Annotated in this window: 17 protein-coding genes; 9 read left to right on the forward strand and 8 right to left on the reverse strand. The window is 71.6% G+C overall.

Annotated features, from left to right (window positions below):
* Nucleotides 1-111: 111 nt before the first annotated feature.
* Together mtnN and msrA are read right to left on the reverse strand one after the other, a co-directional pair.
* The gene (gene mtnN / locus DEJ18_RS00805; protein ID WP_111211347.1) at nucleotides 112-825 is read right to left on the reverse strand and encodes a 5'-methylthioadenosine/S-adenosylhomocysteine nucleosidase; all 714 of its coding nucleotides are present in this window, start codon (nucleotides 823-825) and stop codon (nucleotides 112-114) included.
* A gap of 188 nt (nucleotides 826-1,013) precedes the next feature.
* Nucleotides 1,014-1,535: a peptide-methionine (S)-S-oxide reductase MsrA gene (msrA, locus tag DEJ18_RS00810; RefSeq protein WP_111211348.1), complete on the reverse strand. Its 522-nt coding sequence runs from the start codon at nucleotides 1,533-1,535 to the stop codon at nucleotides 1,014-1,016.
* A 155-nt stretch (nucleotides 1,536-1,690) separates the two neighbouring features.
* Here msrA and DEJ18_RS00815 point away from each other — a divergent pair, with 155 nt between their 5' ends.
* Nucleotides 1,691-2,026, forward strand: coding sequence for a hypothetical protein (locus DEJ18_RS00815; RefSeq protein ID WP_111211349.1), 336 nt, complete (start codon nucleotides 1,691-1,693; stop codon nucleotides 2,024-2,026).
* A gap of 36 nt (nucleotides 2,027-2,062) precedes the next feature.
* On the opposite strand, the gene DEJ18_RS00820 is transcribed toward DEJ18_RS00815, so the two are convergent.
* Nucleotides 2,063-3,058, reverse strand: coding sequence for a helix-turn-helix transcriptional regulator (locus DEJ18_RS00820; protein ID WP_111211350.1), 996 nt, complete (start codon nucleotides 3,056-3,058; stop codon nucleotides 2,063-2,065).
* A gap of 208 nt (nucleotides 3,059-3,266) precedes the next feature.
* Between DEJ18_RS00820 and DEJ18_RS00825 the strand changes: the two genes are divergently transcribed.
* The 3 genes from DEJ18_RS00825 (at nucleotide 3,267) to DEJ18_RS00835 (ending at nucleotide 6,011) form a co-directional block, all read left to right on the forward strand.
* The gene (locus DEJ18_RS00825) at nucleotides 3,267-4,994 is read left to right on the forward strand and encodes an AMP-binding protein (protein WP_111211351.1); all 1,728 of its coding nucleotides are present in this window, start codon (nucleotides 3,267-3,269) and stop codon (nucleotides 4,992-4,994) included.
* Between the two features lie 114 nt (nucleotides 4,995-5,108).
* Nucleotides 5,109-5,276 carry a hypothetical protein gene (locus tag DEJ18_RS00830; RefSeq protein WP_181431207.1) on the forward strand — a complete coding sequence of 56 codons (168 nt, stop codon included), beginning with the start codon at nucleotides 5,109-5,111 and terminating at the stop codon, nucleotides 5,274-5,276.
* Nucleotides 5,277-5,279: 3 nt separating this feature from the next.
* Nucleotides 5,280-6,011 (forward strand): OBAP family protein, encoded by a 732-nt coding sequence (locus tag DEJ18_RS00835; protein WP_111211352.1) that lies wholly within the window; start codon nucleotides 5,280-5,282, stop codon nucleotides 6,009-6,011.
* 85 nt (nucleotides 6,012-6,096) lie between these two features.
* On the opposite strand, the gene DEJ18_RS00840 is transcribed toward DEJ18_RS00835, so the two are convergent.
* Nucleotides 6,097-6,396 (reverse strand): Dabb family protein, encoded by a 300-nt coding sequence (locus DEJ18_RS00840; RefSeq protein WP_111211446.1) that lies wholly within the window; start codon nucleotides 6,394-6,396, stop codon nucleotides 6,097-6,099.
* Between the two features lie 157 nt (nucleotides 6,397-6,553).
* On the opposite strand from DEJ18_RS00840, the gene DEJ18_RS00845 reads away from it, so the two are divergent.
* Complete coding sequence (locus tag DEJ18_RS00845) at nucleotides 6,554-6,910, forward strand: VOC family protein (protein ID WP_111211353.1); 357 nt, start codon at nucleotides 6,554-6,556, stop codon at nucleotides 6,908-6,910.
* 90 nt (nucleotides 6,911-7,000) lie between these two features.
* Here the strand turns inward: DEJ18_RS00845 and DEJ18_RS00850 are convergent, their stop codons facing one another.
* Nucleotides 7,001-7,465 (reverse strand): DUF4383 domain-containing protein, encoded by a 465-nt coding sequence (locus tag DEJ18_RS00850; protein ID WP_111211447.1) that lies wholly within the window; start codon nucleotides 7,463-7,465, stop codon nucleotides 7,001-7,003.
* Between the two features lie 116 nt (nucleotides 7,466-7,581).
* A complete protein-coding gene (locus DEJ18_RS00855) occupies nucleotides 7,582-7,884 on the reverse strand; it encodes a metal-sensitive transcriptional regulator (RefSeq protein WP_111211354.1) in 303 nt (100 codons plus the stop codon).
* 85 nt (nucleotides 7,885-7,969) lie between these two features.
* Between DEJ18_RS00855 and DEJ18_RS00860 the strand changes: the two genes are divergently transcribed.
* The 4 genes from DEJ18_RS00860 to DEJ18_RS00875 all read left to right on the forward strand — a co-directional run bounded on the left by DEJ18_RS00860 (nucleotide 7,970) and on the right by DEJ18_RS00875 (nucleotide 12,851).
* Nucleotides 7,970-8,197: a heavy-metal-associated domain-containing protein gene (locus DEJ18_RS00860; protein ID WP_111211355.1), complete on the forward strand. Its 228-nt coding sequence runs from the start codon at nucleotides 7,970-7,972 to the stop codon at nucleotides 8,195-8,197.
* Nucleotides 8,198-8,202: 5 nt separating this feature from the next.
* Complete coding sequence (locus DEJ18_RS00865) at nucleotides 8,203-10,425, forward strand: heavy metal translocating P-type ATPase (protein ID WP_111211356.1); 2,223 nt, start codon at nucleotides 8,203-8,205, stop codon at nucleotides 10,423-10,425.
* On the forward strand, nucleotides 10,422-10,871 hold the full coding sequence (locus DEJ18_RS00870) for a DUF4396 domain-containing protein (protein ID WP_111211357.1): 450 nt from the start codon (nucleotides 10,422-10,424) through the stop codon (nucleotides 10,869-10,871). The genes DEJ18_RS00865 and DEJ18_RS00870 overlap by 4 nt, the downstream gene beginning before the upstream one ends.
* 78 nt (nucleotides 10,872-10,949) lie before the next feature.
* On the forward strand, nucleotides 10,950-12,851 hold the full coding sequence (locus DEJ18_RS00875) for a BCCT family transporter (protein WP_258377000.1): 1,902 nt from the start codon (nucleotides 10,950-10,952) through the stop codon (nucleotides 12,849-12,851).
* An 86-nt stretch (nucleotides 12,852-12,937) separates the two neighbouring features.
* Here DEJ18_RS00875 and DEJ18_RS00880 read toward each other — a convergent pair whose 3' ends face one another.
* Nucleotides 12,938-13,111, reverse strand: coding sequence for a hypothetical protein (locus DEJ18_RS00880; protein ID WP_181434281.1), 174 nt, complete (start codon nucleotides 13,109-13,111; stop codon nucleotides 12,938-12,940).
* 41 nt (nucleotides 13,112-13,152) lie between these two features.
* Nucleotides 13,153-14,040 carry an SDR family oxidoreductase gene (locus tag DEJ18_RS00885; RefSeq protein ID WP_111211358.1) on the reverse strand — a complete coding sequence of 296 codons (888 nt, stop codon included), beginning with the start codon at nucleotides 14,038-14,040 and terminating at the stop codon, nucleotides 13,153-13,155.
* Between the last annotated feature and the right edge of the window lie 12 nt (nucleotides 14,041-14,052).

The raw sequence follows: 14,052 nt of genomic DNA on the forward strand, positions 1-14,052 counted from the left end.
CGCCGCTCGGCGCTGAGCACGGCGCCGGCGGATGCGGCGCTGAAGTCGACCATCGCGGGCGCGCCCTGGGCGCTGGCGGGTCGGTGAGGAAGAACGCGATCGCCAACGGACTCAGCCCCTCGGCAGCACCGCACCCCGCGCCAGCCCCACGACGACCCCGTGCGCAACCCGCGCCGCCCGCGCAGCCGCGTCATCGAGGTGCTCCCGGAACTCGTCGCCGTCCGGGGCGCACAGGTCGCTGATGCCACGGATCGATACGAACGGCATGGCGTGCACGGAGGCGAACTGCGCGATCGCAGCCGACTCCATGTCCACGGCTGCGACGGTCGGAAAGGTGCGTCGGAGGTCCCGGGCCCGGCTGTCGGTGACGAAGACCTCGCTCGAGCCGATCGACGCCGTCCGGACGACGTCGTCGGTCGTGACGCTGCGGGCGCGAAGGATGAGGCCGGCGTCGGCGGCGTACTCCGGCGGCATGCCCGGCACCTGGCCGAGCACGTACCCGAAGGCGGTCGCATCGGCGTTGAGGTTCACGTACCAGTCACCGATGAGGACGTCCCCGAGCTGGACGTCCCGGGCGAGGCCGCCGGCGGTCCCCACACTGATGACCGGTACTCCGGATCCGAAGTCGTGGAACGCGTGGGCGACGGCAGCGGTCGCGTTCGTGAACCCGATCCCGCTGCGGCGGACGGCGACCGTGCTGCCCTCGACGTCGATGAGGTGGTGCTCGTCGTGGCCGCCGGTCGGACCGTGCAGGACGGGCTCGCCGCCGAACAGGTCCGTGAACGCGGCGACCTCTTCGCTCATGGCGGCGATGACGACGGCCACGGGTCGTCGAGGGGCATCCACCCTGCGATCTTCGCACAGCGGCGTGCCCGGTCCGGTGCCGCTGCAGCCGGCGCCACGTCCGCCGCCGGGGGTGGCCTCCCCGCTGATCGGGTCTGACGACGCGGACGGGAGGCCCGGTACCGACCGGTACCGGGCCTCCCGTGGTGACAGGTGCTCGCGCCGAGCGCTCAGGCCGTCGCGGCCGCCTCGCTGCGCTTCGGGAGCACCCAGTTGGGGCGCACGTAGTGGCAGGTGTACCCGTTCGGGATCTTCTCGAGGTAGTCCTGGTGCTCCTCCTCGGCTTCCCAGAACGGGCCGGCCGCGGTGACCTCGGTGACGACCTTGCCCGGCCAGATGCCGGACGCGTCGACGTCCGCGATGGTGTCGAGTGCGACGTCGCGCTGCTCGTCGGAGGTGAAGAAGATCGCTGACCGGTAGCTGACACCGACGTCGTTGCCCTGGCGGTTCTTCGTCGACGGGTCGTGGATCTGGAAGAAGAACTCGAGGAGTTCGCGGTACGAGATCACCGACGGGTCGAAGACGATCTCGACGGCCTCGGCGTGCGTGCCGTGGTTGCGGTAGGTGGCGTTCGGGACGTCGCCGCCGGAGTAGCCGACACGGGTGCTGAGGACTCCGGGGCGGCGGCGGAGGAGCTGCTGCGCTCCCCAGAAGCATCCGCCGGCGAGGATCGCGGTCTCGGTGGTGGTCATCGGTACCTCCGTGGTTCGTGACGCTGGCTGCGACAGTACCCGGTGCAACACGGGGACGCCTCCGTCTGTTCCGGCCGACGGATGCGGTGGCCCGGGCGGTGCGTCCACTGGAGGACCTGAGCCCGGTCGCACCCGCCACGACGTTGACTGGCCGGATGAAGGACATCCAGTACGCAGGCCGGGCGATCCGGACGAGCGACGGCGCTGCCGACGCCGTCATCCACTACGCCGCGGTGCTCGGTGCGAACCGGAAGACCGACACGCTCGACGTCCCGGTCGTCGACGGGGACGGCCGACCCGCCGTCGAGACGCTGCTGATCGGGCCGGCGAGCCAGATCACGCTGAGCGCGGCGACCGACGACGGCCGGGACGCCGACGTGGACGACACCGCGTTCGTGGAGCACGTGCGGCGGTTGGCTGTGGCGGCGGGACCCGTCCGTCCGGTGCACGAGGACCCGGACACGCGCCACGACGACTACGACTTCGGCTGACGGCGACCCGTCGCCGGCGTCGGGCTGTCGCGACGGTCAGCGACGGAGCGTGTTCCTCGGGTACTCGCCGTAAGCAGTGCGGTAGGCGGCGGAGAACCGGCCCAGGTGCGCGAACCCCCACCGGCGGGCGATCGCCTGCACGGCCGAGGCGGTGGGGTCCGCCTGCATCAGTTCGCGTCGCACGTGCTCGAGTCGGACGTGCAGCAGGTACTGCATCGGTGTCAGTCCGAGGTGGCGCTGGAAGGCCTCCTGCGTGGCCCGGACGCTGAGGCCCGCGGCTCCGGCGATGTCCGAGACGCTCATCGGTCCGGCAACGTGCTCGTGGACGTACTCGACGGCGGCGCGGAGGCGGGCGCGCCGGGGCAGGAGCACGGCGGGCGGCAGGGCCGCGACGGTCGGGGGGTACATCCGGAGGAACGCTGCGGCGGTGCCGCGGGTGAGGGTGTGCCAGAGGAGGGTGTCGATGCCGCCGGTGCGGAGTTCGCGGGAGAGCAGGGCCAGGCTGTTGCGCCACTGGGTCACGGCGGCCGGGTCGAGGGTGCGCAGGTGGTCGAGACCGAGGTCCGCCACCTGGCCGGTGTGGAACTGCTCGTCGGCGACCTCGTGCACGAGTCGGCGCGACAGGTGCACGACGCGCTGGTCGTAGTCCTGGTACTCGAACACGAACTCCCGGGCGGTCGGGAAGAGCATCGGCACGTCGCCGGACATCGGCACGCGGTCGTGCCGGACGTCCGGCACGCCGTGCCCCGCGGTGAGCCATTGGACGACGTAGTCCTCTGACGCGGGGATCAAGCCCCGGATGAACCCGTTGATCTGCGACCGACGGAGCGTCACGTCGCCGTCCCCGACCGCGGTGTAGCGGTACCCGAAGGGGCGGTCGGTGGCACGAGCGGCCCAGTGTCGGCCGGCGTAGAAGCCGCTGAGGTCGAGGACGGCTGCGTCCGGGGCGTCCCCGAGGGCCTCGATGCGGACGGTACTGCGGAGGGCGGTGTCCGTCGTGCGGCCGGTGGTCCGGTCGTCGACTGTCGTCATCCTCGGGTCACTCCTCTCGCTCGTCGAGTCGCGCTGCCGGGCCGATCCTGCTGTCGTCCGGGCGCGCACGTGCCCGTGGCAGAGCACACCGTCCAGGACGATACGGAGCACGAGTCCGCGGCCGCGAGGGGTTGACTCCGGCTGTCCGGATGCGGTACAGCGCGGTGTCGCCGTGCGCTGGTCCACCTCGATGAGGCAAGGTCAGTGCATGCGCACTGAACCCGCCTCCGCCCTCCGTGCCGCCCGGGACGTCCTCCTCGCGGCCAGAACCGACAGCGCCGCAGCGCGCGAGGCGTTCCGCTGGCCCGACGTGGGCGAGACGTTCAACTGGGCGATCGACTGGTTCGACGGCATCGCGGCCGGCAACGACCGGGACGCCCTGGTCATCGTCGAGGAGGACGGCCGCGAGTCACGCACCACCTACGCCGAGATGTCCGCCCGGTCCGACCGGCTGGCGGCCCGGCTGCACGACCTCGGCGTCGCGAAGGGCGACCACGTGCTGCTCATGCTCGACAACCAGCTCGAGCTCTGGGAGTCGATGCTCGCCGTCATGAAGACCGGCGCCGTGATCCTCCCGACGTCGACGATGCTCGGCGGGGCCGACCTGCAGGACCGCATCGACCGCGGACGTGTCGCCCACGTCGTGACGACGCTGCGCGAGACGCCGAAGTATGCGGACCTGACGGGCGACTTCACGCGGATCGTGGTCGGTGGAACCGCGGACGGATGGACGACGTACCCGAGCGACCTCGGCGAACCGGCGCCAGCGGGGGAGTGGAAGCCCGAGGTGGTGACGGCAGCGTCCGACCCCTGCCTGGTCTACTTCACCTCCGGCACGACCGACAAGCCGAAGATGGTCGTGCACACGCAGACGTCCTACCCGGTGGGCCACCTGACGACGATGTACTGGATCGGGCTCGAGCCCGGTGACGTCCACCTGGCGATCAGTTCGCCGGGGTGGGGCAAGCACGCGTGGAGCTGCTTCTTCGCACCGTGGATCGCCGAGGCCACCGTCTTCGTCCACAACCAGGAGCGGTTCGACCCGGCGGCACTGCTGCACCAGCTCGAGCGCGCTCAGGTGACGTCGTTCTGCGCACCGCCGACCGTGTGGCGACTGCTCATCCAGGCCGACCTCGGCAGCCGCCCGACCGCCCTGCGCGAGGTCGTCTCCGCCGGCGAGCCCCTCAACCCCGAGGTCATCCGGCTCGTCGAGGAGTCCTGGGGCCGCACGATCCGCGACGGGTACGGCCAGACCGAGACCACCGCGATCGTCGGCAACGCCCCCGGCGACACCGTCCGACCCGGTGCGATGGGGCACGGGCTGCCCGGGGTCGCGATCGAACTCGTCGACCCGCTGACCGGGGAGCCCGGCGCGGGTGAGGGTGAGGTCTGCCTCGACCTCACGACGACGCCGGTGAACCTGATGGCCGGGTACCTCGACGCCCCGGAGCGGACCGACGACGCCCTGCGCGGCGGCTACTTCCACACGGGGGACGTGGCCACCCGGCACGAGGACGGGTCGCTGACGTTCGTCGGCCGCACCGACGACGTGTTCAAGTCCTCCGACTACAAGGTCTCGCCGTTCGAGGTCGAGAGCGCCCTGCTCCAGCACCCCGCCGTCGCCGAGTCGGCGGTCGTGCCGGCCCCGCACGAGGAGCGCCTGACCGTCGTGAAGGCCTACGTCACACTGGCGGCGGGGTGGGAGCCCACGGCCGAGACCGCGCGGGACATCCTCGCGCACGCCCGCACCGCGATGCCGGCGTGGCAGCGCGTCCGTCGCGTCGAGTTCGGGCCGCTGCCCAAGACGGTGTCGGGCAAGATCCGCCGCGTCGAGCTGCGCGCCCGCGAGCAGGAGGCGTTCGGCGGCCCGCAGCTCGAGGGGGAGTGGCGCGACGACCAGTTCCCGGGCCTCCGCACCGGCCGTCGCGACGGCTGACCCGACGGGTCAGGGGTGGCCGGTCGGTCGGCTCTGGTCTGCACGCCGGGTCCGGTCGTCGGGTCGGTCCCGGCCTGAACCGGCGGCAACCGCACGCCGCGTACCGTGCCGTGCATGAGTGACACGACGAACGGAACCGGCCCGGACGACGTCTCCGACCAGGAGGCCCAGCGCACCGAGGACCTGCCCGACGGCTCCGCCTCGGGGAACGCCACCGAGGACCCGCAGCAGGACAGCGACGTGGACTCCGGCGGCGAGCCGGCGGAGCCCCAGGAGGGCTGACGCGTGCCGCGGAACCCCACGGTCCCCGCCCGGTCGACCGGGGTCACCCCGCCGGGCGAGGACCGGGGCTTCCGCCTCGCCCTGCTCGACCGCGGCGCCGACCTGCTGCAGCCGACGGACCCCCTCAAGGGATTCGACGTGTACGTGGTCGGCTTCCACTGCGTCAAGGGCGAGCCCGACGTGCAGATGGAGGCGCACCACTACTGCAAGGTGGTGAACGCCGAGATGCTGCAGTGCGTGCTCTTCGACGGCAACACCGCGGACGCCAACCTGATCGGCGTGGAGTACATCGTCTCCGAGCGGCTGTTCGACTCGCTGCCCGAGGACGAGAAGCCGTCCTGGCACCCGCACAACCACGAGGTCTTCTCCGGCGAGCTCGTCGCTCCGGGACTGCCGATCGCGGTCGAGACCGAGCTGATGGGCCACCTCGTCAACTCGTACGGCAAGACCTGGCACACGTGGCACAGTTCGCCGATGGGTGGCCACGAGGCGGATCCGCTGCCCGTCGGCGACCCGATGCTCATGTGGTCGTTCAACCGCGAGGGCGAGGTGCAGCCGACGTTGCAGGACGACCGGAACACCGCGATGCACGTCGACCCCGAGCCGCGGAAGGCGTCGCGGGCGAAGCACCTCGACCGGGCGCACCCGCAGCGCGGCGTCGGCACGATGCGCGACGACTTCACCGGGACGACCCCGACCCCGGGCGTCGTGGACGCGCAGGACGGCCGCCCCTGACCCCGGGCGCACGCCGCGGAGACGCCTGACCGGACCGGCACCGGACGGGAGGCCCCTGGCGACCCCGCCACGGGCCTCCCGTCCGTCAGCCGGCCACGTCGAACACCACGACCCGCCTGGCGTGCGCCCCGATGTGGTCTGCCACGGGCCGGTGCTCCGGGTGTGGCAGGTACGCGTCCCGCGCCGCGGCGTGCCGGAACCGGACGACGAGCATCCAGTCGAAGCCACCCTCCAGCCCCTCGGGACTGACGCTCGGGCCGGTCTCGACGGACACCACGCCGTCGATCGTGGGCAGGTGCTCGTGTGCGAGCGCCGTCGCCCGCTCCGGCACGGCGGTGTCCTCCGTGTCCCACTCCACCAGCACGACGTGCACGATCTCGGTCATCGGCGACCCCTCCTCCACTGCACCCCCGGCCGTCCGACGGTGTCCGGACCGAGCCTGCGCCGCCGGGCCTGGACGTACCCCGGAGCGCCGCCGGACTGGGTGTCCTCGACACGGCGCGGCCTACCGTCGAGGGCACACCACGACGAGAGGAAACACCATGGCAAGCGGAATCGCAGCAGTCTGGGTCCCGGTCAGCGACATGGAGCGCGCCGTCGCGTTCTACCGCGACACCCTCGGCCTCACCGTGAAGGACCAGTCGGAGGACTGGAGCGAGATCGACGCGAACGGCCTGATGATCGGCCTGAACGGGCGCGAGTCGGCCAGCCCGTCGAGCGACGGCGGCGCGGTCGTCTCGTTCCAGCCGGACGGCAGCATCGAGGACGAGGTCGCCTCGCTCAAAGAGCGTGGCGCGGACATCCAGGGCGAGATCAGCGAGCACCCGTGGGGCAAGATCATCCCCTTCAAGGACAGCGAGGGCAACGACCTGCAGCTGTACTCGCCGCCGCAGGGCTGAGCGCACCAGCGCGAGCCGACGCTCGCGCAGAACGGACGGGAGGCCCGTGACCGGCTGGTCACGGGCCTCCCGTCAGTTGCGTCGCTGGGGTCAGCGGGCGGTGCGAGCCCCGGCGCGCGGGAGGACGATGCCGAGGAGGATCATCGCGACGGCGAGGATCAGGTGCAGCACGTTGTCGGCGCTGTTCAGCGGCACGAAGTTGGCGGCGCTGGACATGCCGGCGGTGAAGAGGCCGTAGATGAAGAGCACGGCGTAGATGATGCCGCCGACGAGCAGGTACTGGCGTGAGAAGCCGAACGAGCGCGCGGCGATCAGGCCGACGATGCCGAACAGCAGGTGGACGATGTTGTGCAGGACGGACACCTGGAACAGGCCCAGGAGCTGCGCCTCCGAGTCGTTGCCGGCGGCCATCATGCTGCCCATGTCCATGGTCAGGCCGGGGATGAAGCCGGCGATGCCGACGATGAGGAAGACGACGCCGAAGACCAGCGCGCCCTTCTGGGTGAGCGTCCGGCCGTAACCGTGGTCGGAGCGGGTCGATGCGGTGGTGGTCATGAGGGAACCCTTCGTCAGGAGTCGACGCGGTCGGTTGCCATGCGCCTCGCAGGACATTCGGATCGAACCAGCAGTCGGTTTGGTCGGAGAACCCAGCAGTACACGCTTCGTGGCCGTCACGACCGGACGAGGCGCTTGATGGCCAGGGTCGCCTCCTGGATCTTCTCCTCGGCACCTCGGCCGCCCTGGGCCACGGCGTCCGTCACGCAGTGCCGCAGGTGGTCCTCGAGGAGACCCATCGACACCGCCTGCAACGCCTTCGTCATCGCCGAGACCTGGGTGAGGATGTCGATGCAGTACTCCTCGCCCTCGACCATCCGCTGCAGTCCGCGCGCCTGGCCCTCGATCCGGCGCAGGCGTCCGAGGTAGTCCTCCTTCGCGGAGATGTAGCCGTGGTGGTGTTCGGTGTCTTCGGCCATCGGGAACAGATCCTCGTCGTCGGCGTTACGGTAGGGGTACCCCCCTAGGGTACCCGGAGCACGACGACCGAACGAGGAGGGCCGCATGGCCGAGCAGCAGATCAGTACCCACGGCATCGACGGCATGACCTGTGCGCACTGCGTCATGAGCATCGACGAGGCGCTCCGTGGACTCCCCGGCGTGACCGACGTGCAGGTCGACCTCGTCGCCGGCGGCACGTCGACCGCGACCGTCACGAGCACTGCGCCCCTCGACGCGGCCGCCGTCGACGCCGTGGTCGAGGACGCCGGCTACTCGCTGTCGGAGCGCTGACCACGATGACGACGACGACCCCCGCCGCCACCCCGGTCGAGCTCGCGATCGAGGGCATGACCTGCGCCTCGTGCGCGAACCGCATCGAGCGGAAGCTCAACAAGATGCCGGGGGTCACGGCCACGGTGAACTACGCCACCGAGACGGCCACGGTCTCACTGCCCGACGGCGTCGCGGTCGACGACGCCATCACGACCGTCGAGCAGGCGGGGTACGGCGCGCGACTGCCGGAGCCCGAGCAGCCGGACGTCGACACACTCGCCCCGCTCCGTCGCCGCCTGGTCGTCTCCACGGTGCTCGCGGTCCCGGTCGTCGCCCTGTCGATGGTGCCCGCGCTCCAGTTCCCCTGGTGGCAGTGGGTCGCACTCGTCCTCGCGGCCCCGGTGGCGACCTGGGGCGCCTGGCCGTTCCACCGCGCCGCGGCCCTGAACGCCCGGCACGGTTCGGCGACGATGGACACCCTCGTCAGCCTCGGCGTCGTCGCGGCCACCGCCTGGTCCCTCTGGGCACTCGTCCTCGGCGGCGCCGGCGGACCCGACATGCACATGGCGTTCGCGCTCACCGCCCCGCGCGGAGCCGACCCGGAGCCGTACCTCGAGGTCGCCGCCGCGGTCACGGTGTTCCTCCTCGCCGGCCGGTACGCCGAGGGCCGCGCGAAGACCCGGTCGAGCGCGGCCCTCCGTGCCCTCCTCGCGCTCGGAGCCAGCACCGCCCGGGTGCTCCGCGACGGCCGCGAGGTCGAGGTGCCGGTCGCGTCGCTCCGCGTCGGCGACCGCTTCGTCGTCCGGCCCGGGGAGCACATCGCCACCGACGGCACCGTCGTCGAGGGCACCAGCGCCGTCGACACGAGCGTCATGACGGGGGAGAGCGTCCCCGTCGAGGTCGGTCCCGGCGCCGCGGTGACGGGAGCCACCGTGAACGTCGGCGGCCTGCTGACGGTCGAGGCGCTCCGCGTCGGCGCCGACACCGAGCTCGCCCGCATCGGGAAGCTCGTGACCGAGGCCCAGACCGGCAAGGCGGAGGTGCAGCGGCTCGCCGACCGGGTGTCGGGCGTGTTCGTCCCCGTCGTGCTCGTGCTGGCCGCCCTCACCCTCGGCGGCTGGCTCCTGCTCACCGGCGACGTCGAGGCCGCCCTCACCGCAGCCGTCGCCACGCTCGTCATCGCCTGCCCGTGCGCGCTCGGGCTCGCGACCCCGACCGCGCTGCTCGTCGGCACCGGGCGCGGTTCCCAGCTCGGGATCCTCATCCGCGGGCCGCAGGTCCTCGAGGCCACCCGTCGGATCGACACCGTGCTGCTCGACAAGACCGGCACCGTCACCACCGGCACCATGCGCGTCGCCGAGGTCCTGCCGGCCGACGGCGAGGACGCCGACGCCGTGCTCCGCGCCGGAGCCGCCGCCGAGTCCGGCTCCGAGCACCCCATCGCCCGCGCCCTCGTCGCCGCCGTCCCGGACGTGCCCCGGCCGGAGTCGTTCACGTCCACCGCCGGCCTCGGCGTGCAGGCCGTGGTCGACGGGGTCCTCGTGCTCGTCGGCCGACCCGCCTGGCTCCACGACGCCTGGGCCGTCCCGGTACCGGATGCACTGGCCACCGCCGTGACCGACGCCGAGGACGCCGGACGCACCGCGGTCGCCGTCGCCTGGGACGGCCGGGTCCGCGGGCTCGTCGTCGTCTCGGACACCGTCGCACCCGGTGCCGCCGAGGCCGTCGGGCACCTGCACGACCTGGGGCTCGAGACGATGCTCCTCACCGGGGACGCTGACGGGGTCGCCCGGAGCGTCGCGGCCCAGGTGGGCATCAGCCGCGTCACGGCCGGCGTCCGACCGGAGGACAAGTACCGCATCGTCACCGAGCTGCAGGCCGCCGGCAGGACGGTCGCCATGGTCGGTGACGGCGTGAACGACGCCGCCGCGCTCGCCGCCGCCGACCTCGGCATCGCCATGGGCACCGGGACCGACGCCGCCGTCGAGGCAGCCGACATCACCCTCGTCCGAGCCGACCTGCGCGCCGCCGTCGACGCGGTCCGACTCTCCCGCCGCACCCTCCGCACCATCAGGACGAACCTGTTCTGGGCCTTCGCCTACAACGTGGCGGCGATCCCGCTCGCGATGGCCGGCCTGATGAACCCGGTCATCGCCGGCGCCGCCATGGCGCTGTCGTCGGTCTTCGTGCTGACGAACAGCCTCCGCCTCCGCCGTTTCCGCTCCGTCGACGCGGGCGCACGGTGAGCGGGCACGGCACGACCACGTGGTCGACGGCCGCGCAGGCGACGCTGCACTGCCTGACGGGGTGCGCGATCGGCGAGGTCCTCGGCATGGTGATCGGCACCGCGACCGGGTTGCACGACGTGGGGACGATCGTGCTGTCGATCGTGCTCGCCTTCGTGTTCGGTTACGCCCTGACCATGCGCGGTGTCCTGCGCTCCGGCCTGTCGTTCCGTGCCGCGCTCAGCGTGGCGCTCGCCGCGGACACGGTGTCCATCGCCGTCATGGAGGTCATCGACAACACGGTGGTCGTCGCGATCCCGGGAGCACTCGACGCACAGCTCGACCAGTGGCTGTTCTGGGATGCGCTGGCCCTGTCGCTCGTCATCGCCTTCGTGGTCACGACGCCGGTGAACCGGGCTCTCATGCGCCGGGGCCTCGGGCACGCGAAGGTGCACGGCCACCACTGACGTCGGCAAGGGGCGACCACCGGGGCCACCACGCCGACGAATCGTCGTTCGGAGCCTACGGAAGGCACCATGGACGGCATGGCAACGACGAAACCACCCGCCTCCGGGGCCGTGACCGCCGACGGCGGCCCCCTCGGAGAGCCCGTGACCACCACCCCGCGCCTCCGGACGTGGGTGTTCTGGCCCGCTGCCGTGATCGTGCTCGGCTTCGTGGCCTGGACGCTCATCGCCCCCTCCTCCGCCGAAGCCGTGTTCCTCGCGCTGCAGGGCGGCATCGTCCGCAACTTCAGCTGGTACTACGTCCTCGTCGCCGCGTTCTTCGTGGGCTTCTCGCTCTTCGTGGGCTTCGGCAAGTTCGGTGACATCAAGCTCGGGAAGGACGCCGACGAACCCGAGTTCTCCACCGGGTCCTGGTTCTCGCTGCTCTTCGCGGCGGGCATGGGCATCGGGCTGGTCTTCTACGGCGTCTCCGAACCGCTGAGCCACTTCGCGTCCCCGCGCCCGGGCGTCACCGGGTCTGAGAGCGAACTCGCGCAGCAGGCCCTCACCCAGACGTTCCTGCACTGGGGACTGCACGCCTGGGCGATCTACGTCGTCCTCGGCCTGGCCCTGGCGTACGCGATCCACCGCCGCGGCCGCCCGGTCTCGATCCGCTGGGCACTCGAACCGCTCCTCGGCAGCCGGGTCCGTGGGGGCTGGGGCAACCTCATCGACGTCATCGCCCTCATCGGCACCCTGTTCGGCGTCGCCACCTCGCTCGGCCTCGGCGTCATCCAGATCGGTGCCGGACTGGAAGCCGCGGGCATCGCCGAGAGCAGCCTCGTCAGTCAGCTCGCGATCATCGCCGTGATCACCGCCGTGACGATCGTGTCCCTGGTCACCGGTGTGACCAAGGGCATGAAGATCCTGTCGAACTTCAACCTCGTGCTCGCCGCGGCGCTGCTGCTCTTCGTCCTCATCGTCGGGCCGACCCAGTTCCTGCTCCGCGACTTCGTGCAGTCGATCGGCGCCTACCTGCAGAACCTGGTCGGCCTGTCGTTCAACGTCACCGCCCAGCAGGGCGCGGCCGGCGAGGAGTGGCAGGGCGCCTGGACCACGTTCTACTGGGGCTGGTGGATGTCGTGGGCGCCGTTCGTCGGCATCTTCATCGCCCGCATCTCGAAGGGCCGCACGGTCCGGCAGTTCGTCTTCGGTGTCCTGCTCGTCCCGACCGCGCTCACGTTCCTGTGGTTCGCCGTGCTCGGTGGTGCGGCGATCCACCGCCAGACGGACGGTGCCGGTGGCCTGATCGGTGCCGACGGCACGGTCGACGTCGAGGGGTCGCTCTTCGCGCTGCTCGGGGACCTGCCGGCCGGGGTCGTCCTGACCTTCGGCGCGATCCTGCTCATCGGCGTGTTCTTCGTCACCTCGTCCGACTCGGGGTCGCTCGTGATGGCGATGATCGCGTCCGGCGGGGACATCGAGCCGAAGAACTGGCTCCGCGTCTTCTTCGCGACGGTCTCGGCCCTGCTCGCCGTGGCCCTGCTCCTGACCGGCGGGTTGAACGCGCTGAAGACGGCGGCGATCACCACGGCGCTGCCGTTCAGCGTCGTGCTGCTGCTCACCTGTTGGGCGACGATCATCGCGTTCACCCGTGAGCGCCGTGCGTACGACAAGGCCGAGCGGGCACTGCTGCTCGAGAAGGTCGGCGAGTACTACGGGCTCGAGGTCGACGCACCCACCGAGCGCCCGCTCGGCAGCGGGCTCGCCCGTCCGTGGCGCGCGGTGAAGGAGCGGGTCCGCGGACGCCGAGCAGCCGTCGAAGCGGTGCCGAGCGGTGTGCTCGGCTCCACCCCGGCCGAGCGGATCGCGCTGTCGGACGATCCGGTGCCGGGCACCGAGACCGTCTCGCCCGACCCGGTTCTCGACCCGCGGCTCGACGCTCGGTCGGACACGCCGCCGACCGGAGACGGGGTCGAGGAGTCGCGCACGGAGCGCTGACGGCGCCGACGACACGACGGACGGGAGGCCCGGTACCAGCTGGTACCGGGCCTCCCGTCGTGTGGTCGGCGCATGCGCCGCGGCGCTCAGGCCTCGGAGTCGTCCTCGGCGGGCTTGTCCTCTTCGGGGTTGAAGTGCGAGGCGTCGCCGACGAACCCGGCGGCGAGGCCCTCGGGCTCGTTGGGGACCGTGCCGTCGTCGCCCAGACCCTCCGGCTTCGGCGTGCCCTCGGGGTCGTGCGCCGTGCTGTCGTTGCTCATCATGTGCTCCTTCGCAGTGCTGGCCGGGTGCTGCACGTCCGTCAGAAGGCGGGGGTGCCGCCGGCGACCGTGATCGTCGACCCGGACTGGTAGCTCGATTCTGGACTGACGAGGTGGACGTACGCCGCACCGAGCTCGGCCGGCTGACCCGGTCGACCGAAGGGCGACTGCTGCCCGAACGTCGAGACGGTCTCGGCATCGTCGGAGCCGGGCTGCAGCGGGGTCCACACCGGACCGGGCGCGACCGAGTTGACCCGGATGCCCTTCGGCGCGAGCTGCTGGGCGACCGCCTCGGTGAAGAGCTTGATCGCGCCCTTCGACACGGCGTAGTCGATCTTGTCCGGCGACGGGGTGGACGCCTGGATCGAGCCGGTCGTCACGATCGTCGAACCGGGCTCGAGGTGCGGGACCGCCGCCTTCGTCAGCCAGAACAGCGAGTAGATGTTCGTCTTGAACGTCGAGTCGAACATCGAGGTGTCGAGGGTCAGGATGTCGTCGTTGCTGTCCATCCGGCCGGCGACCATGACGAGCGTGTCGAGGCCGCCGAGCTCGTCGACGCCCTTCTGCACGAGGTCGATGCAGTACTGCTCGTCCGAGATGTCGCCCGGGAACAGCACGGCCTTGCGACCCTCGCCCTCGAGCAGGTCGCGGACCTCCTCCGCGTCCTCCTGCTCGTCGGGCAGGTAGGAGAGCACCAGGTCGGCGCCCTCCCGGGACAGGGCGATCGCGGCGGCCCGGCCGATGCCGGAGTCGGCACCCGTGACGATGCCACGGAAGCCCTCCAGACGGCCCTTGCCGACGTAGCTCTGTTCTCCGTGGTCCGGCTTCGGGTCCATCTTCCACGCGGCCCCGGGCAACGACTGCTCCTGCTTCGGGAACGGCGGCACCGGGTAGAGGGTGGTCGGGTCCTTCTTCTCGTACTGGCTCATCGGTCCACTGTC

The sequence above is a fragment of the Curtobacterium sp. MCSS17_015 genome, assembly GCF_003234265.2.
Taxonomy (GTDB): domain Bacteria; phylum Actinomycetota; class Actinomycetes; order Actinomycetales; family Microbacteriaceae; genus Curtobacterium.